Source organism: Methylophaga sp. UBA2496 (assembly GCF_002341635.1).
Classification (GTDB): Bacteria; Pseudomonadota; Gammaproteobacteria; order Nitrosococcales; family Methylophagaceae; genus Methylophaga.
Window position 1 is genome coordinate 187,226 of sequence record NZ_DDOK01000008.1, and the last position, 26,761, is coordinate 213,986.

Consider the following 26,761-nt stretch of genomic DNA (forward strand, 5'->3'; position numbering starts at 1 on the left):
GAGACTTGTTTATAGGGGGCAAGTTCGAATAATAAATGGGGTTTATTTGGTCGAATGCAAGATAACAGCCGCCTGATAGCGAGGCTTGCCGTAACCCAACATGCGATTAAATTCTTTATGGGTCACTGGCACATAAAAGCTGTCCGTCAGCGTTTTGTCATCATCCCAATCAATGTCAGGGTCATGAAAATAAACAAAGGTATCTGAAATCGACACCAGCACCACCCAATGTGGCGATTTGTTCTGGTTCAGACGATACGAGCTAATCAGCACGACGGCCAGCGCACCTTGGTTCAGGTACTCCCGCAATAAATTCACATCAATATGACGCATCTGTTGCTCAACATCCGAGGTTTCCAGTTGTTGCATAAAGTCCTGATGCACACACTCCATTACCGCTTTTTTATCTTCACTGCGCACACCATTAACAAACGGCACATCATCACTATTGGTAATCAGGCTGGTTTTGAAATAGCGTCGCCATGCGGCCAGGGCCAGCCCCTGAGCACTACAGCCACCATGTCCGGAAGTCATAAATATGGTGGTCGCTTCTCGCCAAAGTTGTAATTCCAGTCCACGATCCAGATGCATTATCGGTTGCAGTGTTTTCATCGCCATCATCAAACTGGCAGGACCACAGGTAAAATCGGTACTTTGAGAATAATGAAATACTTGCTGATGCAACTCTTCTGGTTGTGGCTGCAATACTTTCATCATACGTAGCGCATTGGCATGATCTTCATAGTAGTCGGTGACAATTTCAAACTGGTGATAGCCCAGGCTCTCATATAGTTTGATGGCACCCACATTATCAGGTCGCACTTCCAGACGGATAAAGCTTCTGCCGGCGGTCAATGCAGCCTGTTCGGCCTCCCGCATCAATGCTCTGGCAATTTTCTGATTACGATATTCAGGTAATACCGCCAGCGAATAAATACGCCCCAGCGAAGTGCCTCGGGCATATAGCAACAGCACATAGCCCATTAATTTTTGTTGTTGCTCGGCCACTAATAATAAGGCGTTAGCCTTATTGATCATCCATTTGAAACTACGTCGGGACAGTTGATCACTATCAAAACAGACATTTTCAATTGCCAGCAGGGCATCTACATCAGCTAAGGTGGCCGCACGAAAAATTATCGGATCAGTCTGTTGGTTAACGACCATTTGCATTGGCGGTTAAACCTTCCAAAGCCATTTCAATGACCTGGCGTCCACGGAACAATACTAACTCCTGCCATTGTGTTTCATCAGGACAGAAAAAATCCTGCATGGCATGTTTGATATCCAGTGTTTTCTGATCAGACCAGTCAACCTTGCCGGATTGTTGTAGCTGTTGATCAGCAAACAGGACTTTCAGCATTTGCTGATTGCTAAACGTGCCGAATTCCAGCGTCAGAAAACACACATTATCACCTTGCTGATGCCAGAAATAATCATGCAGGCCATGTTTTACGCCCGAAGTAGAGGTACCCAGAGCCGGTTCCGTTACCGTGGGGCCAAATAATTCACGCGCCTTTTTTTGACCAGCCGTTTTAGGAAGGTGGTCACAGATCAATTCACCATAGCCATAAGGTCCCAGGCCGCTATGAATATCAATAACAACCACGTTTTCACGTTTTTCCGGCTTTAACTGAGTCATTAATTGTTCAATGGTCTGGCGTGACCAACTGGGTTTATCGCCACCATAGTATAGGGCATCGGCTTTGGTGTATTGGCCTTGGCTGAGCTTATCAAACTGCTCCCGCTGGTCACCAACCTGCTCAACGGCATCCTTTTTTTTACTCAGTTTTTCCCAGATGGCTACCGCCTCATCAGAATCCGGTAACTTGGAATCAAAGTCGACAAAATTACGATTGATATCGATACCTTCATGATCATTGCGACTGGCACAGGCAAATCCCCAGGGATTTAATGCATGAACCATGACCACACACACATCAGCAGGTAATCGTCGATGACGTCCCACAAAATCCGATTGAATGGCAGAGCCCACACCACCTTCAACACCATGTATTCCGGACACTAACACCAGAATATTTTTTGCCTTGGGGCTGCCGGCCCAGGCAATATCGCAGAATAAGCGTTCGTTTTTCGGCCCACGTAGCGGGTGGACAATATTATTGACCCGCTCGACAATGGAGCTTGTTTCCACTGCTGAGATAAACTTGTCTCTTGCGTCAGCATAGCGTTGTGAAAACACGCTCAGAACGGCATCTGCATACATGGCAACAACTCTCCTGTACATAAAATTTCGGCGAAGAATAGGCGACTTTTATGATTTTGACCAGATAAACTGCATAGTGGCAAAAATATTTATCACAACCATGACACAATCACTTTATGATGCACAAATCGTCTGGCTAACCTGAATCGGAGCAACGCTAACATCATATGACTAACCATCTGATAATCCTGGAAAATATTGAAGACTGGGCGCCTTATTTTCCCAGTGCGCAGGTCATCGCTGTGGATGATTATTTGCAAACGCCCTCTCCTACTGCGAGCGAGCGTGCGCAAATTATTAACCTTTGTCATGGCTTGGAATACCTGAGCCCCGGCTATTACTGTTCCATGGTGGCCGAAGCACGTGGGCATCGGGTAATGCCAAGTTTGCGAACCATCAATGATTTATCTCGCAAAAGCCTGTATGCCTACGACTTATCCGATTTTGGAACACAGCTCGATAAAGTCATCGCCGCCAGCGATAAACAATCCGAGACCAGCTTTAACCTCAAAGTTTTTTTTGGCCAGTGTGAATTTAAGGGTCTGCAAAAGCTGGCCAGACAGATCTTCGAACAGTATCCCTGCCCAATCATCGAAATCGAATTCAGTCATAAAGGTCATTGGCTGATTTCGTCTATTAAAGCGGCTCCACTCAATCAGCTCAGTGACAGTGAACAGGATAATTTTGCCAATGCGCTGGATGCGTTCAGTCATAAATTATGGCGCAAACCTTCCAAACGTCGCCAATATCGTTATGACATGGCCATTTTGCATAACCCGGATGAAAAAATGCCGCCCAGCGATGCGACGGCATTAAAACGTTTTATCGCCAGTGGTAAGCGTATCGGTATTGATGTGGAATTGATCACACCGCGAGATTATATTCGGATTGCTGAGTATGACGCCTTGTTTATCCGTGAAACAACAGCGATCCATAATCACACCTATAAATTTGCCCGGCGGGCTGAAAGCGAGGGGTTGGTTGTCATTGATGACCCGACATCAATTATCCGCTGCACCAATAAGATCTATCTGAAAGAACTGCTGGAAAAACATAATTTGCCAATGCCGGAATCGCATCTGCTGTATCGCAATGATAAAGCCGGTCTGGAAAAAATCGGTGCAGAAGCCACTTTTCCACTGGTAATGAAAATTCCTGACGGTGCATTTTCCAAAGGGGTTATCAAGGTCAATAATGTTGATGAGCTGCGAAGTAACGCGGCAGAGTTTTTCCAGCAATCGGCGATAATCTTACTGCAGGAATTTATGTTCACTGATTACGACTGGCGAATTGGTGTGTTCAACAACAAGCCAATTTATGCCTGTCAGTATTTTATGAGTAAAGGCCACTGGCAGATCTATAACCACAACACCAAAAAAGGCACCGATTCAGGTAAATCAGCCGCGGTGCCAATTTCCGAAGTACCGGAAAAAGTGCTAAAAATTGCTACAAAATCGGCGAAATTGGTGGGAGATGGGCTCTATGGTATCGATATTAAGCAAAGTGGCAGCCGGGTGGTGTTAATTGAAATTAACGACAATCCGAGCATCGATAGCGGTGTGGAAGATGCTTATCTGGGGCCAGCTTTATATGACGATATTATGCGAGAGTTTTTGCGAAGACTGGAAGCGCGTAAATCCCATCGCCAATAAACGGCTACGTTGAAATAAAAAAGCGGTGGCTGATTATTCAGCCACCGCTTTTTTGGTTCAGCTTATCGTCAAACCTAGAACGAATAGCTGGCACCTACATGCAAGCCACGGCGTTCGCCAACAAAGTAACGGTATTGTTGACTGAAACCGTTAAAGTCTGCGCGTTCAGCATAATCCGTATCGAACAGATTATGTACGCGGCCATAAAGTGTCAGACTCTCAGTCACTTCATGTGAGGCACGCAAATTAAACACATCATGGCCTTCATATTTTTTATCATTTGCATCATTCAGGTAGTACTCACTCATATGCACCCATTCGAGTTCAGCACGACTTTTTGGTGTTACATTCCAGCCTAACCGGATATTGGCCATACGTTTAGGAGCTGTCACCAGATAGTTACCTTTTCCGATATTACTGGTCTCTCTGTCAAAGTCATATTCGTGCTTGGCAAAGGTGACATTGGCACCGATATCAAATAATTCATTAAACGGATAAAACATTCCCAGTTCCAGACCGGTATGTTTGGTTTTGCCATCTGGTACGTTGATTTGTGTGCTGTCAGTAAAGAAGTAATCTTTTTTCTTCATCTGATAAGCCGCGATTTCATATTGCAGACCCTCACCAACCCGACGAACCCCTATCTCTACACTATCAATTTGTTCAGAATCTGCTGAACCGCCGGTAGCCCCACGCTGCTGAATCCGATAGAGATCTGTTGTCTGTGGTGCACGATTACCGCGCGCATAATTGATAAACGCAGCGGTATTGTCAGTCAGTTCCTGCACCAAACCCAGTTTGGGACTCAGGTTGCTGAAAGTGTCTTTGCCACTATCCGGACGTAAATATCGGGTGTTACCCGGGATAGTCGCGGAATCGGTATTGTTGGTGTAATCGTATTTGGTGTATTCATAACGAACACCTGCAGTTACACGGGTTTTATCTAAAACCTGCCATTCAGAATGAATATATGGTGCGAGTACGGTTGCATCGACTTCATAATCGTAGTGCACGCCTTGCGCAAATGGGCCTACTGTCGGGTTGAATTGTACTTCGGATAAATCACCTTCTGTATATTCAATGTCGGTACCCACAATAATGGTATGACCGCCATCCAGCTCTTTGGTTAGAGCAGACAATAAGCCAGCACTGGTGTGCTTGTTCTTTTCAACTGGTTGGCCATTCAAGAAATGCATCAAAAAATCCATTTCAGTATGGCGCATATATGGCGTTAAACGAAAAGAAGTGGAGTCGTTCAGCTGTCGTTCCCATTCAGTTGATAAACGGAAAGACTTTGCATTGCGGTAGGCATCGATGCCACGTTCTTTGTTCGGGTTACTTCTGGCTAAACTACCGTCTTTATAGGCTTCAAAACCTTCAATGTAACCCGCTGTTTTCTGATTCAGATTCGTCGCACTGAAAATAGTTTTGAAACTGTCCTGATCGCCGTAATAGTCATGACGCAAAGTGACTTTTTGCTGATCGTATCCGGCATCTTCGGCATAACCATTATCGGTTGTGCCGTTAACGCTGACACGGTAACCATGACGACCTACGGTGTCACTGACAGTACCTTTAAATTTGTACAAGTCATGCGGACCAACTGAAAAATCGACTTGACGCTCTAAATCCAGAGATGGTGCGCGAGTCAGGACATTAACCAAACCATGAACCGCATTGGAACCATAAAACGCACTGCCCGGACCACGGACCACCTCAATGCCACCAGCCTGTTCATAATTGGATTCAAACAGACCATTTACATTGGCAAAACCTGCTGCACGTAAAGGAATACCGTCTTCCAGAAACAAAAATGATCCGGCACCAGCACCACCGGTTAATACAGGTGAACGAATAGAGGTCAGATGCTCCTGCCCGTTACCCCGTTGAATATTCACACCGCTGATACGATTAATGACTTCGGTGATGTGATCGGGACGCACCAAATCGATTTCTTCTTCCGAAACTTTTCCGGTATTTCCTGCTAATTCAAGAATGGGTGTGCCTGAACGTGTTCCGGTCACAACCAGTTCGTCAAGCGATAAATCCTCTTCTTCCTGGGCGTGTGCTGGTAAGGCAATATTCAGACTGGCCAAGGCCATTAATAGTGGTAGTTTTCGTAAAATCGGCATGAGCTGTAGTTCCTGACGTTGTTGTTTTATGTAGTTTTGTAATTTTCTCATGTGGTGTTTTTGCAACACATCAGAAAAATCCTTAAAAGGCGTTGAAAAACGTCCTATCATCCCCATCTATTGACCCAGATCAATTTTTATCCGAAAGAGCCCATGGAATATAAAGACTATTACAAGATCCTTGGCGTAAGCCGCACTGCGACACCGGAGGAGATTAAAAAAGCTTACCGTACACTGGCGCGTAAATATCATCCTGATGTCAGCAAAGAAGCAAATGCCGAAGATAAATTCAAGGAAGTCGGTGAGGCTTATGAGGTTCTGCGCGATAAGGAAAAACGTGCCCAGTACGATCAGTTTGGCGGACAGTTTCGTCATGGTCAATCATTCTCACCACCTCCCGGCTGGGAAGAAAATGTCGGTGGTTTCGGACAGGGTAACTTCAGCAGTTTTTTTGAAAACATGTTCGGTGGCATGGGCGGAATGGGTGGCGGCCGACACGATAATTTCTTTGCCCGGGGCGAAGATGTTAACGCCAAAATTACCATCTCACTGGAAGATGCTTTTAACGGGGCGAATAAGTCTATCCGTCGTCCTGCGGGCGCAACTCAAACCGGTACTGTCAGTGTCAAGATCCCTGCGGGCATTGAACCCGGCAAGAAAATTCGCTTAACCGGCCAGGGTAAAGCCAATATGAACGGTAAGCCTGGAGATTTATACCTGGAAATCCAGATTGCTCCTCATGCGCTTTACCGACTGGAAGGTAAGGATGTTTATCTGGATCTGCCGATTGCTCCCTGGGAGGCAGCATTGGGGGCCAAAATCACTGCGCCAACTTTAGCCGGAAAAATTAGTCTGAATATTCCGGCAGGTGCCCGGAGTGGGCAAAAAATGCGTTTGAAAGGTCGTGGCCTGCCCGGCAAAACGGCTGGAGATCAGTTTGTGGTATTGCAGATAATGACTCCCCCAGCGACGTCTGCTGAAGCTAAAAAGCTTTATAAGCAAATGGCTGAAAAATTACCTTTTAACCCTCGTGAGAACATTGATAAAGCATTTTGAGGAAAACAAAATGATGAATAAGCTGAAATCTGCTGTTGTCTGGTTAGCTGGTATTACACTTTTAACACAGGTGGCTGTTGCGGCACTGCCTTTTCCCTGGCTTGATGATGATAGTCAGATGCCGACTCTGGCCCCCATGTTGGATCAATCCAAACCCGCCGTGGTGAATATTGCCACACGTAGCGAAGTGCGAATTCAGGATAACCCATTATTAAACGATCCTTTTTTCCGGCGTTTTTTTAACTTACCAGAGCAACAACGACCTCGAACCCGTCAGGCACAAAGCCTGGGTAGTGGCGTGATTGTTAACGCCAAAGAAGGATTGGTATTAACCAATAATCATGTGATTCAACGTGCTGATGAAATTACTGTTTCACTGCATGACGGTCGCAGTTTTCAGGCTGAAGTGGTTGGAAGTGATCCAGCTACCGATGTTGCTGTCATTCGTATTCCGCCTGAAAATCTTACTGCCTTGCCTTTAGCGGATTCAGATAGCCTGCGTGTAGGTGATTTTGTGGTGGCCATTGGCAATCCATTTGGGCTGGGCCAAACCGTAACGTCCGGTATTGTCAGTGCCTTGGGCCGAAGTGGTCTTGGCCTCGAAGGCTATGAAAACTTTATTCAAACCGATGCCTCAATCAATCCGGGTAATTCGGGTGGTGCCCTGGTCAATTTACGTGGTGAACTGGTAGGAATTAACACAGCAATCTTTTCACCAAATCAATCCGGCAATATCGGTATCGGTTTTGCCATCCCCAGTAATTTAGTCAAACAGATTACCGACCAGTTACTTGAGCATGGCGAAGTACGTCGTGCTTATTTGGGCGTACAGATGCAGGACATTACGCCAGAACTCGCACAAGCTTTTGGGATTGAAGATAATCGTGGGGGTGCTGTAGTCACCAATGTCATACCCGGATCAGCCGCTGAAAAATCCGGATTACAAGTGGGCGATGTAGTCACCGCTGTAGATGGTGTCTCGCTATTAAATGCGGATAACCTGCGAAATACCATCGGTTTGTTAATGGTTGGACAAACTATCAAACTGGATATTATTCGTGACGGAAATCCGCAGACTCTGACAGCTAAAGTAACGGAAATGCAACGGAGCACCACCAGCACACAATCCGGTGATGTTCACCCTAAACTGGCTGGTGCAACCTTTGGTGATATTGAACAGGATTCACCGGCTTACGGTAAAATACAGGGCATTATGCTGTATTCTGTCCAACGTGGCAGTCCGGCATGGAATGCGGGGTTACGCAGTTATGACATTGTCACCTCGGTAAACCGTCAACCGGTCAGTAATCTGGAACAATTTAAACAGATGGTGACCAATCAACCGGAATTGTTATTGAATATTGTTCGGGAAAATCAAGCGATGTTCCTGTTGCTAAGATAAAAACTATAGGGTGCGGAGGATCAACTCCGCACCCTCGTATCTATGCTAAGGCTATAATCCCATTTGACTGAGGCTCGGATAGTCATCTGGTCTTCGACCTGAAGGCCAGGTTAATTTCCGCTCACTTTTCGCAATAGCCAGATCATTAATACTGGCGAAACGGGTTTTCATTAACCCATTTTCATCAAATTCCCAGTTTTCATTTCCATACGATCGAAACCATTGGCCACTTTCATCGTGCCATTCATAGGCAAATCTCACAGCAATCCGGTTTTCGCTATATGCCCAAAGTTCTTTAACCAGTCGGTATTCTCTTTCCTTTTGCCACTTTCTCTCCAGGAATGATTTGATCTGCTCTCGGCCCACTGGAAACTCCGAGCGATTACGCCACTGGCTATCAACGGTATAGGCCAAGGATACTTTTTCCGGGTCCCGGCTATTCCAGCCATCTTCAGCTATACGGACTTTTTGTTTGGCGGTTTCAGCGTTAAACGGGGGAAACGGTGGTTTCTGTTCTGTTTGCTGCATGATTTTATCTCCTGCAATAGATGTATACCGATTTGTCTACCCACAGAATAGACAGATCAGTCTACCTCTGTCAAACTGGCACTAAATTTGTGAGAAATGATTATGGATAAACGCCAGCAATTAATTCATACCGCATTTGATCTGTTTTACCGAAATGGAATTCATGCTGTTGGGATTAATCAGATCCTGCAGACAGCAGGTATCGCCAAAAAAACGCTATACAACCACTTTGCCAGTAAAGACGAATTGATTCAGGCAGTAGTCGAATACCGCGATGAAAATTTCTATTACTGGTTAGCTGGCAGATTGGAACAGGTCAAACCTGGATATGATGGCCTTAATGAACTGTTTGATGCGGTAGATGACTGGATAAATAACCGCGTCAAATTACTCGCTGACTTTCATGGCTGTTTTTTTATTAACACCTGTGCTGAATTTAACGATCCGCATCACCCACTCCATCAACAATGTCAGCAACATAAACAACGGATAAATACTTTAATCGAAAGACAGATCGGCGCCCTGGGAATACTTGAACCAGCTATTCAACGGGTGACACAGTCAATCAGCCTGTTAAAAGAAGGAGCCATCGTAATGGCCCATGTACAGGGAGATTTAACTGCAGCAAACAAGGCAAAAGATATGGCCTGGATTGTATTGGCCGCTTATCTTAGTTAAAAATAATTGTTACGTTATTTAAGCAGCTGTTGAATGTTTTGAGCATATTGCGCTTCTGTTAATGGCATATAACCGGTGAAATGCAGCCAGGTGACCATATTGGAAAAATAGTGTGTTAAAAATACTTTAAGATTAGCTTTGTCTTCTAAAGACTGTTTATTCACATACAGAAACAATGGTCTGGAAAACGGCGTGTATTGACCATTTGCCACGGTTTCAATAGATGGGTAAACAGGGCCATTACCATTATCAATTGGTACCAGTTTTAACGTATCCCAATGACGGTGATAGCCGCCAATCCCAAAAAATCCCAATGCATTTTTATCTTTGGCAATATGCTCTGCCAAATACTCTTCATCTTCGCTGGCGACATAGTCGGAACGACTTTCCCGGGTGACCCCTGTTACATGCGTTGTGAAGTAGTCATAGGTGCCGGAATCCTGCCCTCTGCCATATAGTGATAACAACTTATCTGGCCATTCCGATCTCAGCTGATTCCAGTTCATGATTTCGTCTTCACTTTGCTTTGACCAGATAGCTTTTAACTCGTCCAGCGTCAGAGAATCGACCCAATCATTGCCCGAGTGCACAACCACTGCCAGGGCATCCTGCGCCAATGGGAGCTCGACATAATCAATCTGATTTTTTGCACATAAAGCAACTTCTTCGGCGTTGATCGGCCTGGAAGCATTACTGACATCGCTTTTTCCTTCACAAAACAAACGAAAACCCGCATTGGTTCCAGAAAACTTAACCGAGATTTCGGTTTCCGGTTGCTCCCGTATAAAGCGTTTGGCGGCTTCAGTAGATATCGGAAAGACGGTACTGGATCCATTTACGACAAGGGTGTTTTCAGTAATATTAACTTCCGAAAGATCATCCTGCTGTGAACACCCAGCCAACATAGCTAAAACAAGACCAGCAATCACGCTTACATATTGTTGTTTCACTGAGATTTACTCCGACTTGTCGAATTAGTCATGCTTGGAATCTTTCAACGATTGTTTCAAGTCTTCCCAGAAAATTTTCAAACTGGTGAATTTGGTTTCCACCGCATCAAAATAGTGTTCCAGCTCATCAATTTTCTCGTGTTGCTGTGCATCCATTTCACTGGGCATGCCCGCTTCAAGTTCCTCAATGGCTTGCTTGAGTTCACGAATACGGACTTGTCTTTCCTGTGGCGTTAAATTGGACATGGCTTAAACCTCAAAATGATTTGTTCTGATTAGAAGATCTGACTTATGCCAATGATCAACAATGGAAGCACAAAAAATACACCGCCTATATAGGCAACAACATAAAGCTTGTTTTTCTGGGCATACATCGCCAGGGTCTCGGCCATTTTGACCGGTAACTGGCGAAATACCGGCAATACATATATCAGTAGAATCGCCATCAGATTAAAAAACAGATGTACCAGGGCTATCTGCAAAGCAAGTTCAGCAGTTGGGCCCGATATCGCCGTTGCTGCCAGCAAGGCGGTGATGGTGGTGCCGACGTTTGCCCCTAAAGTAAATGGATAGATCTGTTTAATTGAAAAGACACCGGTTCCTGCCAGCGGAACGATTAAGGCAGTCGTGGTTGAAGAAGATTGGACCAGAACAGTAATAATTGACCCTGAAGTCATGCCAGCAATCGGTCCCCTGCCTACCGCCTTATGCAAAATGTCTTTTGCTTTGCCGACCATCACTTTACGCAGTAACTTACCTATCGCTGAAACCACAAACAGGATCAACGCTATACCTATCACTATTAACGCAATCCCCGCCCAGACCTCAGGCAGCCAACCCGTTATAAACTTCAACGCATCGTTGGCCGGTGCCAGCAAGGTCTTCATGAAATTTACATTACTCATGCTGACGCTGGTATCCGAAATGAAAAACCCGGACATAAACTCAGCAGTATTCTGTAACGGTTTAAATAAAAGTTCTAACGGTAACAGTATCAGAACAGCAAAGATGTTGAAGCTGTCGTGCACTGTGGCAGCAGCAAACGCCCGGCGGAATTCTTCGCCGTTACGCACATGTCCCAGACTCACCAGCGTACTGGTTAATGAAGTACCGATATTCGCGCCCATGACCATAGGAATAGCAATACTTAACGGCAAACCGCCCGCCACCATGCCGACAATAATGGAGGTGACCGTGCTGGAACTTTGAATCAATGCAGTAGCGACAACACCGATAATGAGAGCAATCACCGGATTTGATGCAAAAGAAAATAATTCCTTGGCATTACTGGCTGTCGCCATTTTAAAACCACTGCCAATGGCCCCCACAGAAGCCAGCAAAAGATAAATCAATGCCGCCACCATCAACCATGCTTGCCAATTGGATTGAGACACCTGTGCGTTTAACGAGGGGTTTTGCTGGGTAAGGGTAGACATGAGTGATCACTCTTATTGAAATTCACTCATGCAATTTAATGCTCATCTGTGACAGTTTGATGAACAATTTTCAGTTATTAATTTGAATAATTGGAACATTGCGTTAGTTGATATTCAGATTCGTGATAAACCGTTTCCTCGAATTTTTTATATCACTTACAAACATTTACATAGCTTGAAACAAACTTACAGAAAGAACGGTTAATCTGCTTTTCAGTGACAGGCTTTATCAAGCGAGGTAAACACAATGTTAAATTTAACAAAGACAAAAACATTTATCTTAATGGTGTTTTCACTGTTAATCATCGGCTTTTCAGTCAACACGGCCAAAGCAGACGTCAGAATCAATATAGGGCTTGGCTATCCAATCGGTTATGTAGATCATCGTCATCATGGCTATGTCGTGCAGCACCATGCTCCCCGATACAGCTATCACAAGCATCATTACCATCAGCCGAAAAAGTATTATTCAAAACATAAACACCATTACCACCAGCCAAAAAAATATTATTCAAAGCATAAACATCATCCGCAATCCTACCGTGGACACGGTAATCACCGTGACCATTATCGATATGAATCCAGAGGAAATCATCGGAATTACGGGTATCGGGATCATCGCTATTATCGATAATCCGAAGTCAGATTAGTATGATTTGAAATGAATAAGGCCCCAATTCAGGGGCCTTGTTATTTTAATCCTAGAAGCTATAACGGACATTGGCCGTGATATTACGGCGTTCGCCATAGCCGCAATCACGCCCAACGCCACGACACCAAGAAATATATTCTTCATCAGTCAGATTCTTAACATCTACCGTGAAATCCCAGTTTTGATAACCATATCCAATCATCGCATCGTAAAGTGTCTCGGACGGTATTTTAGGTCCAGCTCCTGTTCCATAATCAGAACCTACACTATCACCGATATAACGAACGCCGGCCCCAATACGCCAATTATTGTTCAAGTAATATTTATTCCACCAAGACGCTACTTTTTCAGAAACATAGGCCAAACGTTCACCTGTTTGACCATTGTCTGCATTCATATTGGTGTAACTAAATTGGGTTTCAAATTGAGCCCAGCGTTTATTGACTTGTAATTCCCAGCCGTCAATGGTCGCCCCTGTCTGTTCAACGCCGTCAGGAATATCTCCTGGCTGGACACGATTGGTTTGCAGAATATCAAAATAGGCCGCGGTAATCGCTAGGCTTTTATCATTAGACAAGTATTTGAAACCATATTCACGCTGCTTACCTGTGGTAGGCTTCAGCGTACTTTCTTCGCTGGTTCCAAGATTCATTGTGAATGCTTCCGAGTAACTGGCGTAAGGGGAAAGCCCATTTTCAAAGCGGTACATAATCCCTATACGGCCTGTTGTCTCATTTTCCTCGCTGGTTACATTATCTCCTACTTCAGCAAGCAGGATATTTTTCGCCCAATCTCGTCGTAATGCGGCAGAAACAACGACAGGACCGATTTCCATATGATCGGCAAAGTAAAAGCCAACCTGTCTGATTTGATTATCATTCGGATTAGTTGGGTCGAGAATACCAGGGTCAAAATTACCATACACTGGATTATAAAGGTTTATTGGGGTTCCAATAGCTGACGCTGAGTTATCGGTTTCCCAGAGAGCATCTTGCCGATCCACACCGATTGCCACATTGTGCTGAACGACACCTGTATCAAATTTTCCTTGAAGGCGAGCATCTAAGTTGAAAATTCGGGTTTCTCTATCCGCTGTAGTGATAAAACGACCAATGTTGCCATCAGCATCAGTGGTAAAACCACTTGGAGCCGTGGTGTAATGCTCCCGAGTTTTAGTGCTGGACTCCGAATAACGAGCTGTCGTGGAGAAAGACCATGCCTGGTTGAAGCTATGGTCAAACATTAGCGTTACTTCTGTCTTCTCACGGTCATATTTATCCCAGCCAGGTTCACCAACAAACGTTTCTGAACCAACATAACCCAGCGGTCCACGATCCAATGTTCCAGCTTGCGGGAGAAACTGAGCAGACACCTGGCCTGTATTCATCTGTCTGTTAAAGAGTACCGTAAAGCTGGTATCTTCCGTGGGTCTCCATGTCAAAGAAGGCGCAATAAAAAAACCATCATCGTCGACATAATCAACCTGAGTCTGACTATCTCGTTCAAGGCCAACAACTCGATAGAGTAACTTTCCATCTTCGGTTGCTGGACCAGTCACATCGAAAGCGATTTGCTTACGGTGAAATGAACCATACTGAGCCCAGATTTCGCCCTGCTTTTCTTCTTTAGGAAGTTTCGAAACCGAATTAAGTATTCCCCCTAACTCACCCTGTCCGTACAACACTGCAGAAGGGCCTTTTAGAACCTCAATACTCTCAAGTGCATAAACATTAGGTCTTACCGTATTATAAAAACCATACAGTTGACGAAGACCATCAACATATTGCGAGGGATCAATTCCGCGAACCTTAGCAGAGTCACCACGTGTATCTAAACCAAAACCACCAGCATATACACCAGAGCTATAGAGCAGCGCATCCTGAATCGTTTTGGCGCCTGTATCTCGAATAAAGTTTTCATCCACTACCGACATTGAGAAAGGCTGATCAACCAGAGGCACATTCAGTTTTCCCACACTTGGCTCTTTTTCCAGCTCGATATAACCTAACGTATCTGCGTTTGTCGATGTAACCTCAACGGTAGGCAGATCCAATGACTTTTCTTCAGTTTCCTCAGCGATTGCATTTGGTGTAAATACAAACATAGCCAATACGGCAGGCGCACAAAACAGCCGGAGCTTTTGAACAGGTGGATACATTACATTTCCCAGTTTGTTTAAATTAAAGCTAAATGATAGTGATTTAGATTTGCGTAATGTAAAGGAGTGTAACAAGCCTGTCAATTGTGGCTTTACGGGAAACTCCCTTAACCAACCATATAAATGTAAGGGCTGTCGTAGATAAACTTATATCCAGCTACTTGCTTTACTTTCGAGTGATAATGGGATTTTGAAGATAATTTGCCAGCAGACAAATAGTAAAAATGACTATTTATATTCCGTTAAAGCTATGAGCGATTTTCTTAATTTACGTCAAATAATCTCTCGAATAGTTAGCTGCCCTTCGTCCGTGAAGAGTATTTAAGTTATCGATCAGAAGCTGGTTCTCAGGTTAAGCGAGACACTACGTGGCTCACCATAGGTGTTGTAGGTATTTAGCCCGCCAATACGCTCGTAATATTTGCGATCTGTCAGGTTATTCACGGCAAGTGTAAGGCTGGTTTTCTGAGTGATGTCATATCCCAGCTGGGCGTTAAAAACAGCGTAACCGGTGCCTTCTCTTAGGCCTTTTTCGCCTGTTCCGATGACCGCTGAGTTTGCCGTCATACCAGCACTTGCGCGCCAGGGTGTACCGGCAAACCGATAGGTCCCGTAGAGCTTGAGCGAGTGCCGCGGCTCAAACAGCGAGAAACGTTCACCTTCCCTAAGGCGGTCAACCTCGTAGCTGCTCGTTATGTAGGCATAACCAGCCATCAGTTGCAGATTAGCTGTCGGACTGCCACTGATCTCTACTTCGGCACCTTTTACTTCGACTTCACCAGCAGAAAGGAAGAATCCGGGATTATCAAGATCGTTAAACGAGCGATTAACATCGCGGGTCCGGAATACCGATGCACCAAACTGTAGCTTGCCATCATTGAATTCGCCTTTGATACCGACTTCAATCTGCCTACCCTCGCGAGGGTCCAGATTTCTGCCACTGACCGCTTGCTGCGTTTGTGGCATAAAGATATCAGCGTAACTGCTATACAAGGCAAGGTGCTGGTTTATGCGATAGACCACACCAGCATAAGGCGTGAAGATATTACGTTCACGTGACCTTTCATCCCATGATGTGGAAGGGGAAGGTGAAACATTTCGGCTACGGTATGTGTAATTGCTAAATCGGCCGCCAAGCACCACAGTTAACGGGTCAGTCAATGAAAATCTGAGCTGACTGTACATACCGTTTTGGGTCGTTTCATACCCAAAACCTCCGACATAGGGCTTAATGCTGTTTTTGGGTACCAGATCTGCACGTCCGAACGGAACGTTGGCAATGGAAGAGTTCGCCCCGGAAAGTCTTTCTTCACTTAAACGTTCATAATTAAATCCAACAGTCGCTGCATGCTGCCTGCCAAGTAATGAGAATGGACCGGTGCCATAGACATCAAACGATTCACGTGTGGACTCGTAATCCCAACCTCTGCGTAAATAATTGCCAATTAGTCCAGTCGCGGGATCGACACCGCCGGTGGGGAAAGCATCATTTAAGCGCCAATCCCGCGAAGCATGTCCAACCAGTGCTTTTAGTTGCCATCCGTTATCCAGATGATGGGCTGCCTCAAATCCTATGGTGGTATTTCTCGTTTCATTGCGCGCCCATGACGGCATAGTTGTGGTTGATCGAGATGTATCAATCAGTGTTCCGTCGGTATAGGCAGGCAGCCCCATAAACGGATTGGTTTTATCGTCTTGAGATGCCACATAAAATGAGAAACTAGTGGATGAGGTCAGATCGTAATCAAGTGTGCCGTATACAAAGTTCTTACGACTCTTTGCGTCATCATAATAGAACTCGCGATCCTGCAAGGTGGCAACGAACCGTCCCCGCAGACTTCCGTCATCGTTTAATGGGGTGCCAGCGTCGAACTCGGCCCGGTTATTCGACCACGAACCATGAGTCAGCGCCAGAGATCCCTGTGTCTCACCAGGCGCACGCTTGCGAACGAAGTTAACTGTTCCGCCTGGCTGTCCAGATCCCTGAAACAAACCCGCCGGCCCACGCAACACCTCTATCCGATCAAACATTGCTACATCATATTGCTGGGTGGCGTTTAGACCGCCAAAAGCCGGTACACCATCATAGCTGGGTTCCAGAAAATAACCGCGTGAACGAATCTGGTAAGTCGCACCATCCCAAGGGGTTACGGTAACACCGGTGACCTGAGCCAATGCATCTTCCACCCGGACTATATTTTGATCTTCTATACGTTGGCGCGTGATCACACTGACTGAATTGGGGATTTCCATCACCGGCACGGCAGCTTTCCCCCCTATAGTCAAAACCGGTGATACATAACTGCCGCTTCCTTCAGTGGTAGCATCAGCCCAGCCCCTGACCGTGATCGAAGGTAATGTTTCGTCACTCTGAGGATCTGCTTTCACGCTGCTTTCAGCACTCGCATTAAACGACCAGCTTAACGCGAGACTGGCTAAGAAAAGTCGATGTAGCCGGAATTTTGAAGGCATTAAGACAGCTAACTCATTGGAAATCAGAGTTTGTTTTTTCATTTCAGTTCAGTTCTCAAAGATCGAAAATAAGATGCAAGGTGTTCAGAGACGCCGCTTCATTGCAGAATTTGGTTAAAACACTAATAGCTATGATACATCATATCTATTTCTTGTCACTACAATGCTTAATCTTTCTGCTGATTTTGCGGGAGTCTTACAGGCACGGCATTGTTTTTACAGCCTGAGCATTATTGCCGGAAACTGTGTCAGAGAAGACACTATAAGGAAGTTTTAGTGTGACCATTGCTCCTTCTCAGATCTAGACAATTACGGGTTACGCATGCCGCCAGAATGTCCTAAATATCGGCAAAAACAGTGACAACCAGTCGCAGATAATGCAAGCTTATTACTCTTAACACGCTCTGAAGCCCCAGAGAGCAACAAAAGGAAAACGCTTATGAAAGGCAGCCAAAAAGTTATCGATTTGCTCAACAAGCTACTTGCCGGTGAGCTGACCGCAATGGATCAATACTTCATCCACTCCAGAATGTACGAAGATTGGGGCCTGACAAGATTATACAACCGCATTGCCCATGAAATGCAGGATGAAACCGAACATGCCGATCAAATGATTAAACGCATTCTGTTTCTGGAAGGCATGCCCGACCTGGCACATCGCGAACCGCTACGTGTAGGTCATACCGTACCGGAAATGCTGCAAAACGATCTGGATCTGGAATACGCTGTGGTCAAAAATCTGCGTGAGGGTATCGCGCTCTGCGAAGCAGAAGAAGATTACGAAACTCGCCAAATGCTACTTAAACAACTTGAAGATACCGAACTGGATCACACTCACTGGCTCGAACAACAGCTAGGCTTGATTGATAAAATGGGTTTAAGAAATTATCAACAAGCCATGACGTTGGCTGAAGCTTAAAGATTTCATTGATGACCGAATGGTAGGTTGGGTTGAATGCAATGAAACCCAACAATAAATTTCAAATGTTGGGTTTCGCAAGCTCAACCCAACCTACCCTCGAAATGTAGATCCGGGAAAGCTGTAAGTTTACTTCCTCGGATCATCCTCTGGATTAATGTAGGTAATATCCCACGGTCCGGTGGCGATCAACTCCACAATGGTTTCCTCTTCCGAAGTCCAAACATAGTGGGCATGCCCTGCTGGTAACACAAAGCTGTCACCCACATTCAACACCTCACCGTTTTCCTTATCAAACGTCTCGCCCATGCCATTACCTAATTGGCCTTTCAACACGGTGATGACTTCGGTGTAAGGATGCGTATGAGCTGGGATTGGATAATTTGGTGGGAATTTCAGCCAAGCGATAAACACGCCCGCTTTAGTCGGATCGCCAAGCAAAATAACGCTTTCAGCTCCTTTTGGCAGAATCGCCTCCGGCTGCCAATTTACCTCATCAGCACGAAATGACTGCATTTTCTCCGCCGTCATCCGCTCAATCTGGTCTTCTGCAAATGCCGTTGCAGTTAAGCTAAACAACATCGATATGATTAATAGAATTCTCACAATAATGTCCTTTTAAAAGTTGGATTGATGGTAAATCCGATGTTCTGGAAATCGTCCAATATTAGGCTTTGTGCTAAAGACAGTCGTTCAGTATTAATCCGATTTTATATAGGAATTTTCCTGAAATGATGATTATGAATTCAGCTACAAATTTGTAGGTTGGGTTGAATGCAATGAAATCCAACAATTGGCATGGGCACATTTAAACCGGTTTGATATTTAATAAATTTATTTCGACTTGATGTCGAGTCAGGGGGAATGCGTGCCCATTCCCCTAACAACCCCAGGGCACCCCTTGTGTTGGCCTGCGGCTCCACTGCGTTGCGTTTTTTGTCAGGGAGACTCACCAAACTCGCTTCGCTCAGACAGGTAAGTCTCTCATCCTGACAAAAAGCCGCTACTCGTCAACACAAAAGGGGATTAGGGAGTGGCTTTAGGTTGGGCTAAATGCAATGAAGCCCAACAATCTTTACAAGAGTGTTATGTTGGGCTTCGCAAGCTCAGCGCCAACCTACCGACCGCATTCATCCCGTCTATTGCCGCCAAAAATTAACCTTGTTTTATGGATGAAGTGATCGAGTGTTTGAGCACAGCGACAAATTTGTCTGGAACAAATTTGGACGCCGGAGGCGCCCGTAGGGTGAGTGGCAGGGATGCCACGAATCAATTTTCGGCCACGCCATAAAACAAGGTTAATTTTTGGACTCAAGGCAATATCGGGTGCCCTTTTCTTTGGTTCGTTTCTTTTGGGCAAACAAAAGAAATGAACTCGGGCTTTAGTCCGAAATTGCTAAATTGGATGTCAAAATACAAGTTATTGGGCGATCCGGGTGTAAGCCATGTAGTTGAATTAAACTGTTACCGATGTATGTGATTTGAGATATTAAATTTAACGTTGGGGTTCGCTCCTCAATCTAACCTATCGGGCTTGCTTTATGGAGTTAGTAGTGGAATTTGAGTTTAGGGATAAATAGGTCAGGAACGAACTTGAGCCTTTATCATAAAGTCCAATTTTTTAGACATGTACTAATGCTCAGAATGTTTAAAGGCACATAAGTTGTTGAATTCAGATTATTTCCGGTATAATTTCCGGCTGTATGATGAATAAATCATCATTTGGGGAGAATGGATGTTAAACCCAACTACAATATCTTCTGCTCTCTTGCAGAAATCTTCAGAGCGAAATATTTCGGTTTCGAATCTCAAATTACAGAAACTTGCTTACTATTGCCAAGGCTATTACTTAGCGGCGACGGGTGAGCCTATGTTTATTGATAGAATTGAAGCGTGGGATCATGGCCCCGTGGTTCCTTCCCTCTATCACACATATAAAATTTATGGTTCCGCCTACATTCCCGGTGGTAGTTATCAACCTGTAGACTTAGGATCTCTCCCTAAAATGGTCTTAGATATTATTGATTTTGTTCTTGATAAATGGGGTAACAAAGGAGCTTGGTTTTTACGAAACCAAACTCATCAAGAAGCACCATGGAGAGAGCACTATAATGAAGAAACTGAGCAAGTTGATGGCGCTGAAATTAGTCATGATCAAATGCGCAATTTCTTTATCAAGCAAATTAGTGAAATTCAAGATACTCAATTATCAACAGTGCTTGATAGTGTTGATTCCACTTTTATTTCATTACCTGATGACATATCAACGGAAGAAGAGTTTTACAAATGGATTCAAGCTCAGTAGCCCAGCATTTAGTTAATTTCACAAAAAAATCATTAATTGAGCTAAAGTCCATGGATGAAAATGTCTCAAAGACATTATTCAAAAATTTCATTTTACCAATCAAAAATGGCCATAGACCACCTCATGACCTGCAAGGTAAGTACAAACCTAGTTGGAAAATGCCATTTGTAAACTCGCCTATGAGAGAAGCTTTTATGCAGCAATCAAAAGCTCTCAATCTATTTCACTACCATTTTGGTTATATGTTTTATAGAAGCGGAAATGATCCACATTACCCAGGTGATATTTCTGACGGGATTATTCACACTCAAGTTATCTGTAAACCTAGCGTTGTTGCACATAACATTTTGCAAGTGTGCCTTGAGCATCCATCTCCCTTCAAACAACCATTCGAGAGGGTTAATGACGAACTCGCTGCATAAGATTTTTACTTAAATGGCTGCTTATTTTTAACCGGCCTCTGCCACCCCTTAACCGTCTTCTGCTCCGACTTAGTCAACGTCAACGCATCAGCAGGAGCCGTCTTCCGAATAGTAGACCCAGCCCCAATAGTAGCCCCATCCTCAACAGTAACCGGTGCAACCAACTGCGTATCCGAACCAACAAACACCCGATCGCCAATCACCGTACGATGTTTATTCGCCCCATCATAATTACAGGTAATGGTACCTGCCCCAATATTTACATCCGCCCCCATATCGGTATCGCCGATATAGCTGAGATGGTTGATCTTGGAACCCAGGCCGATGTTGGCATTTTTGACTTCTACGAAGTTACCGACTTTGGCTTTGGCGGCGAGCTTAGTGCCTGGGCGCAGTCTGGCAAAGGGTCCTACTGAGCAGTTAGCACCCACTTCGGCGTTTTCAATAATACTGTTAGGCAGGATTTCTGCTCCTTCATGGATGATGCTATTAATAAGAATGCAGTTGGCACCGATGCTGACATTGTCGGCTATGGTGTTATTGCCTTCGAAGATGACGTTGATATCGATGGTAATATCCTGCCCTGCTTTTATATCACCACGTATATCGACTCTTGCCGGATCACGGAAAGTGACACCTGACATCATTAACTCTGTTGCTTTGAGTTGCTGATAGTAACTTTCTACCTCAGCCAGCTGCACGCGGTTATTGATGCCAGCCACTTCCATTTCATCTTCGCAGGTGACGGAGTTGATTTCGATACCCTGATTAACGGCTTTGGCAATCAAGTCGGTCAGATAATATTCGCCCTGGGCATTGTTGTTATCAAGCTGGGACAAGGCTTCTGTGAGCCATTTAGCCGGGATGCACATAATGCCGGTGTTGATTTCATTGATGAGTTTGGTTTCTTCATCGGCATCTTTTTCTTCGGTGATGCACAGCATATTGTCGTCATAATCACGCACAATACGGCCATAGCCGGTGGGATCCTCCAATATTGCTGTCAGTACTTTCAGGCTGTTGTTGTCGCCTGATTCAATCAAATCCTGCAGCGTATCCGTTGTGATTAGCGGCACATCGCCGTATAACACTAAGACCTGTTCACTGTTAGCAAAACTGGTTTTGGCCTGCTCTACTGCGTGACCGGTACCTTTCTGTTCATGCTGCATCACAACATCGATTTGCTGATTTTGCAGGTACGGCACGACTTCGTCAGCACCATTACCACAGACCACGGCTAACTGGCTTGGAGAAAGCTGTTTAGCGGTATCAATAACGTGTTGTAACATGGGTTTGCCTGCCAGAGTGTGCATCACCTTGGGTTTGGCGGATTTCATGCGGGTGCCTTTACCGGCAGCGAGAATAATAATAGCCAGAGACATAAAAGATTCCTTGTATCAGCTCTGTAGTTTAGCAAAGACCTGCAAACAAAAAAGGCCGTCCGAAGACAGCCTTTTCTGGGTCATCACTTTCGTGATTAATGCTTACGTGTTTTACGTGCTCTTTCAATGGCGCGTAACTGTGCCATCGCTTCTGCCAGTTGAACTTGTGCTTCCGCAAAGTCCATTTTGGCTGATTTATCGTTGAGCGCTTTTTCGGCTGCGGCTTTGGCTTCCAAAGCAGCGGCTTCATTTACATCATCTGCGCGTAATGCGGTATCGGCCAGAATAGTGACGATATGAGGTTGAACTTCCAGCACACCACCGGAAATATAAAACTGCTCTTCCTTACCGTCTTTTAATAACCGCACTTCACCGGCTTTTAACCGTGTCAGCAATGGAGCGTGACGTGGGTAAATACCCACCTCACCCTCTTGTGCCGAGGCAATTACCGCTTCTACCAATCCAGAATAAATGGATTCTTCAGCACTTACGATGTCAACATGAATTGTCATAGCCATCAGCTACCTCCCAAGAGATTAGTACTTTTTGGCTTTCTCAATCGCTTCATCAATGGTGCCAACCATGTAGAACGCTTGTTCTGGCAGTGAATCATATTCACCATCCAGAATGCCACGGAAACCAGCCAGAGTATCTTTCAGTGAAACGTATTTACCAGGTGCACCGGTGAATACTTCAGCAACGAAGAATGGCTGTGACATGAAACGCTGAATTTTACGAGCGCGTGATACAGACAATTTGTCTTCTTCAGACAATTCATCCATACCCAGGATCGCGATGATATCTTTCAGTTCTTTATAACGTTGCAGGGTGTTTTGAACACCACGAGCAATATCATAATGATCGTTACCAACAACCAATGGATCCAGCTGACGTGACGTTGAATCCAGCGGGTCAATCGCAGGGTAAATACCCAATTCGGCAATTGAACGTGACAATACAACGGTCGCATCCAAGTGAGCGAAGGTGGTTGCAGGAGATGGATCAGTCAAGTCATCCGCAGGTACGTATACCGCTTGTATAGACGTGATAGAACCGGTTTTGGTTGAGGTAATACGTTCTTGCAAAACACCCATTTCTTCGGCCAGTGTTGGCTGATAACCTACCGCTGAAGGCATACGGCCTAACAGGGCGGATACTTCAGTACCGGCCAATGTGTAACGGTAAATATTATCAACGAAGAACAATACATCACGGCCTTCATCACGGAAGAATTCCGCCATGGTCAAACCAGTCAACGCTACACGCAGACGGTTACCTGGTGGCTCATTCATCTGACCGTAAACCAGTGATACTTTGTCGATTACGTTTGAATCGGTCATTTCGTGATAGAAGTCGTTACCTTCACGAGTACGCTCACCAACACCAGCGAATACCGAGAAACCACTGTGCTCGATAGCGATGTTACGGATAAGCTCCATCATGTTGACGGTCTTACCTACACCGGCACCACCAAACAGACCGACTTTACCACCCTTAGCAAATGGGCAAACCAGGTCGATAACTTTGATACCTGTTTCCAGCAATTCGTTACTGGCAGACAGTTCATCAAATGCAGGTGCTTTACGGTGGATACCCCAACGCTCTTCTTCACCGATGTCGCCTTTCTCGTCGATTGGGTTACCCAATACGTCCATGATACGGCCCAGTGTTTTTTGACCGACCGGAACGCTGATCGCCTTGCCAGTGTTGCTGACTGCCAGGCTGCGTTTCAGACCATCTGTCGTACCCATGGCGATTGCACGAACAACACCATCACCTAATTGTTGTTGTACTTCCAGGGTCAAACCGACTTCTTCAACCATTAAGGCATCGTAGACTTTTGGCAGACTGTCGCGGGGAAATTCCACGTCAACGACCGCACCGATAATTTGTACAATCTTTCCAGAGCTCATCTTGCTTCCTCTTTCAAATAAGTTCGGGCTGCTCAGCCCTTTTAATTCAGTTAGACCGCAGCGGCACCCGCAACAATCTCAGAGATTTCCTGTGTAATCGCAGCCTGGCGAGCTTTGTTGTAAACCAGTTGCAGGTCATCAATAAGATCGCCGGCATTGTCAGACGCATTTTTCATCGCAATCATGCGTGATGCTTGTTCAGAAGCAATGTTTTCAACAACGCCTTGATAAACCACTGACTCGATGTAACGGACCAGCAAATCATCCAAAACTTCTTTCGCATCCGGCTCGTAAATATAATCCCAGTGATGAGACATTTCCTCGCTTGGCGCACCCGGAGTCGCAGGCAACAGACGAATAAACGTGTCTTCCTGCGTCATGGTGTTCACAAACTGGTTATAAACAAGGTACAGACTATCAATATGACCAGACTCGTAAGCATCCAACATAACCTTGATGCTACCAATCAGTTCATGAACGCGTGGTGCATCACCCAATTGGGTAACTTGTGCAACCATGTTCACTGGCAAGCGGCTGAAGAATGCTGAGGCTTTTTGACCAATTGCACAGATATCAACCTGCAGGCCTTTATCTGACTTGGATTTGATTTCGTGCAGCACTTCCTTGAACAGATTATTGTTCAAACCGCCGCATAAACCACGATCCGAAGAAACCACGATATAACCTACGCGTTGTTTCTCTTCACGATCCTGCAAATAAGGATGTCTGTATTCCGGATTGGCGTAAGCCAGATGCTGAATGACATTCAAGATCTTGTCAGCATAAGGACGTGTTGCCGCCATGCGTTCCTGAGCCTTACGCATTTTACTGGCAGCCACCATCTCCATCGCAGAGGTGATCTTCTGCGTGCTTTTGATGCTTGCTATCTGCGTACGTATCTCTTTACCGCTAGCCATGAATTATGCCTCGCTTACCAGCTACCGTTGGCTTTGAATTTTTCAATCGCGCTGCGCATCTGGCCAGCGATATTGTCATCAAAATTACCAGTAGTGTTGATAGTGTCCATTAGTTCAGCATGCTGTGAACGCATGGTTGACAGCAATGACGCTTCAAATGAACCGACTTTGCTAACGTCAACATCATCCAGGAAGCCTTCGTTGGCAGAGAACAAAGAAATCGCCATTTCAGCAATTGACAATGGTTGATATTGTTTCTGCTTCATCAACTCAGTTACACGTTGACCACGGCTGATCTGAGCACGGGTTGCTTCATCAAGGTCAGAAGCAAACTGAGCAAACGCTGCCAGTTCACGGTACTGAGCCAAATCAAGACGAACACCACCACCCAGTTTCTTAATGATCTTGGTTTGAGCAGCACCACCCACACGTGATACCGACAGACCGGCGTTAATCGCAGGACGGATACCGGCGTTAAACAAATCTGTTTCCAGGAAGATCTGACCATCTGTAATTGAGATTACGTTGGTCGGTACGAAAGCAGAAACGTCACCGGCCTGGGTTTCAATAATTGGCAACGCAGTCAGTGAACCGGTTTTGCCTTTTACTTCACCATTAGTGATTTTTTCTACGTAATCTTCGTTTACCCGTGCTGCACGTTCCAGCAGGCGTGAGTGGAGGTAGAAAACGTCACCAGGATAAGCTTCACGACCTGGTGGACGACGTAATAACAAAGATACTTGGCGGTAAGCCCAGGCTTGTTTGGTTAAGTCATCATAGATGATCAGTGCATCTTCGCCTTTATCACGGAAGTATTCGCCCATTGAGCAACCCGCGTAAGGCGCAATAAATTGCAAAGCAGCTGAATCAGAAGCAGAAGCGGCAACGATGATGGTGTGACCCAGTGCATCATGTTCTTCCAGCTTGCGAACGACGTTCGCGATAGAAGACGCTTTTTGACCAATCGCCACATAGATACATTTAACGCCTGTACCTTTTTGATTAATGATGGCATCAACCGCAATCGCTGTTTTACCCGTTTGACGGTCACCGATAATCAACTCACGCTGACCACGGCCGACGGGAATCATCGCATCGATTGATTTCAGACCGGTTTGTAATGGCTGGTCAACTGATTGACGTGCGATAACGCCTGGCGCGACTTTCTCAATTGGAGAAGAGCCGGTGGCTTGAATGTCACCTTTGCCGTCAATTGGTTTACCCAGTGAGTCAACAACACGTCCTAACAGGCCTTCACCTACTGGAACTTCCAGAATACGACCAGTACATTTGACTTTGTCGCCTTCAGAAATATGTTGGTATGCGCCCAGAACAACGGCACCGACTGAGTCGCGCTCCAGGTTAAGAGCCATACCGAAAGTGTTGCCTGGAAACTCAAGCATTTCCCCGGACATGACATCGGCAAGACCATGAATGCGCACGATACCATCGGTAACACCGACTACGGTGCCTTCTGTTCGTGCTTCAGTAGCCCCGTCAAAGCTTTCAATTCGCTTTTTAATCAGGTCACTGATTTCTGCTGAATTCAGTTGCATCTCT

The 26,761-nt window shown here is 45.3% G+C and carries 23 protein-coding genes; 8 read left to right on the plus strand and 15 right to left on the minus strand.

The features are described from left to right. Positions 1 to 42: 42 nt before the first annotated feature. Both B2W60_RS12960 and B2W60_RS12965 read right to left on the minus strand, forming a co-directional pair. On the minus strand, positions 43 to 1,173 hold the full coding sequence (locus tag B2W60_RS12960) for a GNAT family N-acetyltransferase/peptidase C39 family protein (protein WP_292361345.1): 1,131 nt from the start codon (positions 1,171 to 1,173) through the stop codon (positions 43 to 45). Further along, positions 1,157 to 2,227 carry a DUF2817 domain-containing protein gene (locus B2W60_RS12965; protein ID WP_292361346.1) on the minus strand — a complete coding sequence of 357 codons (1,071 nt, stop codon included), beginning with the start codon at positions 2,225 to 2,227 and terminating at the stop codon, positions 1,157 to 1,159. The genes B2W60_RS12960 and B2W60_RS12965 overlap by 17 nt, the downstream gene beginning before the upstream one ends. Positions 2,228 to 2,394: 167 nt before the next feature. Here B2W60_RS12965 and B2W60_RS12970 point away from each other — a divergent pair, with 167 nt between their 5' ends. Next, on the plus strand, positions 2,395 to 3,879 hold the full coding sequence (locus B2W60_RS12970) for a RimK family protein (RefSeq protein ID WP_292361347.1): 1,485 nt from the start codon (positions 2,395 to 2,397) through the stop codon (positions 3,877 to 3,879). Between the two features lie 74 nt (positions 3,880 to 3,953). On the opposite strand, the gene B2W60_RS12975 is transcribed toward B2W60_RS12970, so the two are convergent. Continuing rightward, positions 3,954 to 6,062 (minus strand): TonB-dependent receptor, encoded by a 2,109-nt coding sequence (locus B2W60_RS12975; RefSeq protein ID WP_292363977.1) that lies wholly within the window; start codon positions 6,060 to 6,062, stop codon positions 3,954 to 3,956. 102 nt (positions 6,063 to 6,164) lie between these two features. Here B2W60_RS12975 and B2W60_RS12980 point away from each other — a divergent pair, with 102 nt between their 5' ends. Together B2W60_RS12980 and B2W60_RS12985 are read left to right on the plus strand one after the other, a co-directional pair. Beyond that, complete coding sequence (locus B2W60_RS12980) at positions 6,165 to 7,067, plus strand: DnaJ C-terminal domain-containing protein (protein ID WP_292361349.1); 903 nt, start codon at positions 6,165 to 6,167, stop codon at positions 7,065 to 7,067. 10 nt (positions 7,068 to 7,077) lie between these two features. Further along, a complete protein-coding gene (locus B2W60_RS12985) occupies positions 7,078 to 8,469 on the plus strand; it encodes a DegQ family serine endoprotease (protein WP_292361350.1) in 1,392 nt (463 codons plus the stop codon). A gap of 51 nt (positions 8,470 to 8,520) precedes the next feature. Here the strand turns inward: B2W60_RS12985 and B2W60_RS12990 are convergent, their stop codons facing one another. Beyond that, positions 8,521 to 8,997 carry a nuclear transport factor 2 family protein gene (locus tag B2W60_RS12990; protein WP_292361351.1) on the minus strand — a complete coding sequence of 159 codons (477 nt, stop codon included), beginning with the start codon at positions 8,995 to 8,997 and terminating at the stop codon, positions 8,521 to 8,523. Between the two features lie 102 nt (positions 8,998 to 9,099). Here B2W60_RS12990 and B2W60_RS12995 point away from each other — a divergent pair, with 102 nt between their 5' ends. Next, positions 9,100 to 9,675 (plus strand): TetR/AcrR family transcriptional regulator, encoded by a 576-nt coding sequence (locus tag B2W60_RS12995; protein WP_292361352.1) that lies wholly within the window; start codon positions 9,100 to 9,102, stop codon positions 9,673 to 9,675. Between the two features lie 14 nt (positions 9,676 to 9,689). On the opposite strand, the gene B2W60_RS13000 is transcribed toward B2W60_RS12995, so the two are convergent. The 3 genes from B2W60_RS13000 to B2W60_RS13010 are packed head-to-tail and all read right to left on the minus strand — an operon-like array spanning position 9,690 to position 12,061. Beyond that, entirely contained in the window at positions 9,690 to 10,625 is a 936-nt protein-coding gene (locus B2W60_RS13000; RefSeq protein WP_292361353.1) for a PstS family phosphate ABC transporter substrate-binding protein, read from the minus strand. A gap of 24 nt (positions 10,626 to 10,649) precedes the next feature. Further along, on the minus strand, positions 10,650 to 10,871 hold the full coding sequence (locus tag B2W60_RS13005; protein WP_292361354.1) for a hypothetical protein: 222 nt from the start codon (positions 10,869 to 10,871) through the stop codon (positions 10,650 to 10,652). A gap of 29 nt (positions 10,872 to 10,900) precedes the next feature. Then, complete coding sequence (locus B2W60_RS13010; protein ID WP_292361355.1) at positions 10,901 to 12,061, minus strand: Na/Pi symporter; 1,161 nt, start codon at positions 12,059 to 12,061, stop codon at positions 10,901 to 10,903. A gap of 392 nt (positions 12,062 to 12,453) precedes the next feature. Between B2W60_RS13010 and B2W60_RS13015 the strand changes: the two genes are divergently transcribed. After that, a complete protein-coding gene (locus B2W60_RS13015) occupies positions 12,454 to 12,711 on the plus strand; it encodes a hypothetical protein (RefSeq protein ID WP_292361356.1) in 258 nt (85 codons plus the stop codon). Positions 12,712 to 12,762: 51 nt separating this feature from the next. Here the strand turns inward: B2W60_RS13015 and B2W60_RS13020 are convergent, their stop codons facing one another. Further along, positions 12,763 to 14,871 carry a TonB-dependent siderophore receptor gene (locus tag B2W60_RS13020; protein ID WP_292361357.1) on the minus strand — a complete coding sequence of 703 codons (2,109 nt, stop codon included), beginning with the start codon at positions 14,869 to 14,871 and terminating at the stop codon, positions 12,763 to 12,765. Positions 14,872 to 15,204: 333 nt separating this feature from the next. Then, positions 15,205 to 17,385, minus strand: coding sequence for a TonB-dependent siderophore receptor (locus B2W60_RS13025; RefSeq protein WP_292361358.1), 2,181 nt, complete (start codon positions 17,383 to 17,385; stop codon positions 15,205 to 15,207). Positions 17,386 to 17,782: 397 nt separating this feature from the next. Here B2W60_RS13025 and bfr point away from each other — a divergent pair, with 397 nt between their 5' ends. Further along, complete coding sequence (bfr, locus tag B2W60_RS13030; RefSeq protein ID WP_292361359.1) at positions 17,783 to 18,262, plus strand: bacterioferritin; 480 nt, start codon at positions 17,783 to 17,785, stop codon at positions 18,260 to 18,262. Between the two features lie 129 nt (positions 18,263 to 18,391). Here bfr and B2W60_RS13035 read toward each other — a convergent pair whose 3' ends face one another. Beyond that, complete coding sequence (locus B2W60_RS13035) at positions 18,392 to 18,868, minus strand: cupin domain-containing protein (RefSeq protein WP_292361360.1); 477 nt, start codon at positions 18,866 to 18,868, stop codon at positions 18,392 to 18,394. Positions 18,869 to 19,997: 1,129 nt separating this feature from the next. Here B2W60_RS13035 and B2W60_RS13040 point away from each other — a divergent pair. Together B2W60_RS13040 and B2W60_RS13045 are read left to right on the plus strand one after the other, a co-directional pair. Next, positions 19,998 to 20,567: a Panacea domain-containing protein gene (locus B2W60_RS13040; RefSeq protein WP_292361361.1), complete on the plus strand. Its 570-nt coding sequence runs from the start codon at positions 19,998 to 20,000 to the stop codon at positions 20,565 to 20,567. Further along, positions 20,549 to 20,989: a hypothetical protein gene (locus B2W60_RS13045; RefSeq protein ID WP_292361362.1), complete on the plus strand. Its 441-nt coding sequence runs from the start codon at positions 20,549 to 20,551 to the stop codon at positions 20,987 to 20,989. Before B2W60_RS13040 ends, B2W60_RS13045 begins: the two co-directional genes overlap by 19 nt. Positions 20,990 to 20,994: 5 nt before the next feature. Here the strand turns inward: B2W60_RS13045 and glmU are convergent, their stop codons facing one another. The 5 genes from glmU to atpA all read right to left on the minus strand — a co-directional run bounded on the left by glmU (position 20,995) and on the right by atpA (position 26,757). After that, positions 20,995 to 22,371 (minus strand): bifunctional UDP-N-acetylglucosamine diphosphorylase/glucosamine-1-phosphate N-acetyltransferase GlmU, encoded by a 1,377-nt coding sequence (glmU, locus tag B2W60_RS13050; RefSeq protein ID WP_292361363.1) that lies wholly within the window; start codon positions 22,369 to 22,371, stop codon positions 20,995 to 20,997. Positions 22,372 to 22,466: 95 nt separating this feature from the next. Further along, positions 22,467 to 22,889, minus strand: a complete 423-nt coding sequence (locus B2W60_RS13055; protein WP_292361364.1) for a F0F1 ATP synthase subunit epsilon — start codon at positions 22,887 to 22,889, stop codon at positions 22,467 to 22,469. An 18-nt stretch (positions 22,890 to 22,907) separates the two neighbouring features. Next, positions 22,908 to 24,284, minus strand: coding sequence for a F0F1 ATP synthase subunit beta (gene atpD, locus B2W60_RS13060; protein WP_292361365.1), 1,377 nt, complete (start codon positions 24,282 to 24,284; stop codon positions 22,908 to 22,910). Positions 24,285 to 24,334: 50 nt separating this feature from the next. Then, entirely contained in the window at positions 24,335 to 25,201 is an 867-nt protein-coding gene (gene atpG / locus B2W60_RS13065; RefSeq protein WP_292361366.1) for a F0F1 ATP synthase subunit gamma, read from the minus strand. 14 nt (positions 25,202 to 25,215) lie between these two features. Continuing rightward, positions 25,216 to 26,757: a F0F1 ATP synthase subunit alpha gene (atpA, locus tag B2W60_RS13070; protein WP_292361367.1), complete on the minus strand. Its 1,542-nt coding sequence runs from the start codon at positions 26,755 to 26,757 to the stop codon at positions 25,216 to 25,218. Positions 26,758 to 26,761: the final 4 nt, after the last annotated feature.

What these genes read in the sequence shown, in the direction of transcription:
- B2W60_RS13045 (WP_292361362.1), top strand. Translation starts at nt 20,549, where the DNA reads ATGGATTCAAGCTCAGTAGCCCAGCATTTAGTTAATTTCACAAAAAAA.
- B2W60_RS12985 (WP_292361350.1), top strand. Translation starts at nt 7,078, where the DNA reads ATGATGAATAAGCTGAAATCTGCTGTTGTCTGGTTAGCTGGTATTACA.
- B2W60_RS12980 (WP_292361349.1), top strand. Translation starts at nt 6,165, where the DNA reads ATGGAATATAAAGACTATTACAAGATCCTTGGCGTAAGCCGCACTGCG.
- B2W60_RS12995 (WP_292361352.1), top strand. Translation starts at nt 9,100, where the DNA reads ATGGATAAACGCCAGCAATTAATTCATACCGCATTTGATCTGTTTTAC.
- B2W60_RS13040 (WP_292361361.1), top strand. Translation starts at nt 19,998, where the DNA reads ATGTTAAACCCAACTACAATATCTTCTGCTCTCTTGCAGAAATCTTCA.
- B2W60_RS13015 (WP_292361356.1), top strand. Translation starts at nt 12,454, where the DNA reads ATGGCTATGTCGTGCAGCACCATGCTCCCCGATACAGCTATCACAAGC.
- atpA (WP_292361367.1), bottom strand. Translation starts at nt 26,757, where the DNA reads ATGCAACTGAATTCAGCAGAAATCAGTGACCTGATTAAAAAGCGAATT.
- B2W60_RS12960 (WP_292361345.1), bottom strand. Translation starts at nt 1,173, where the DNA reads ATGCAAATGGTCGTTAACCAACAGACTGATCCGATAATTTTTCGTGCG.
- bfr (WP_292361359.1), top strand. Translation starts at nt 17,783, where the DNA reads ATGAAAGGCAGCCAAAAAGTTATCGATTTGCTCAACAAGCTACTTGCC.
- atpG (WP_292361366.1), bottom strand. Translation starts at nt 25,201, where the DNA reads ATGGCTAGCGGTAAAGAGATACGTACGCAGATAGCAAGCATCAAAAGC.
- B2W60_RS13025 (WP_292361358.1), bottom strand. Translation starts at nt 17,385, where the DNA reads ATGAAAAAACAAACTCTGATTTCCAATGAGTTAGCTGTCTTAATGCCT.
- atpD (WP_292361365.1), bottom strand. Translation starts at nt 24,284, where the DNA reads ATGAGCTCTGGAAAGATTGTACAAATTATCGGTGCGGTCGTTGACGTG.
- B2W60_RS13020 (WP_292361357.1), bottom strand. Translation starts at nt 14,871, where the DNA reads ATGTATCCACCTGTTCAAAAGCTCCGGCTGTTTTGTGCGCCTGCCGTA.
- glmU (WP_292361363.1), bottom strand. Translation starts at nt 22,371, where the DNA reads ATGTCTCTGGCTATTATTATTCTCGCTGCCGGTAAAGGCACCCGCATG.
- B2W60_RS12965 (WP_292361346.1), bottom strand. Translation starts at nt 2,227, where the DNA reads ATGTATGCAGATGCCGTTCTGAGCGTGTTTTCACAACGCTATGCTGAC.
- B2W60_RS13010 (WP_292361355.1), bottom strand. Translation starts at nt 12,061, where the DNA reads ATGTCTACCCTTACCCAGCAAAACCCCTCGTTAAACGCACAGGTGTCT.
- B2W60_RS12970 (WP_292361347.1), top strand. Translation starts at nt 2,395, where the DNA reads ATGACTAACCATCTGATAATCCTGGAAAATATTGAAGACTGGGCGCCT.
- B2W60_RS12990 (WP_292361351.1), bottom strand. Translation starts at nt 8,997, where the DNA reads ATGCAGCAAACAGAACAGAAACCACCGTTTCCCCCGTTTAACGCTGAA.
- B2W60_RS13005 (WP_292361354.1), bottom strand. Translation starts at nt 10,871, where the DNA reads ATGTCCAATTTAACGCCACAGGAAAGACAAGTCCGTATTCGTGAACTC.
- B2W60_RS12975 (WP_292363977.1), bottom strand. Translation starts at nt 6,062, where the DNA reads ATGAGAAAATTACAAAACTACATAAAACAACAACGTCAGGAACTACAG.
- B2W60_RS13055 (WP_292361364.1), bottom strand. Translation starts at nt 22,889, where the DNA reads ATGGCTATGACAATTCATGTTGACATCGTAAGTGCTGAAGAATCCATT.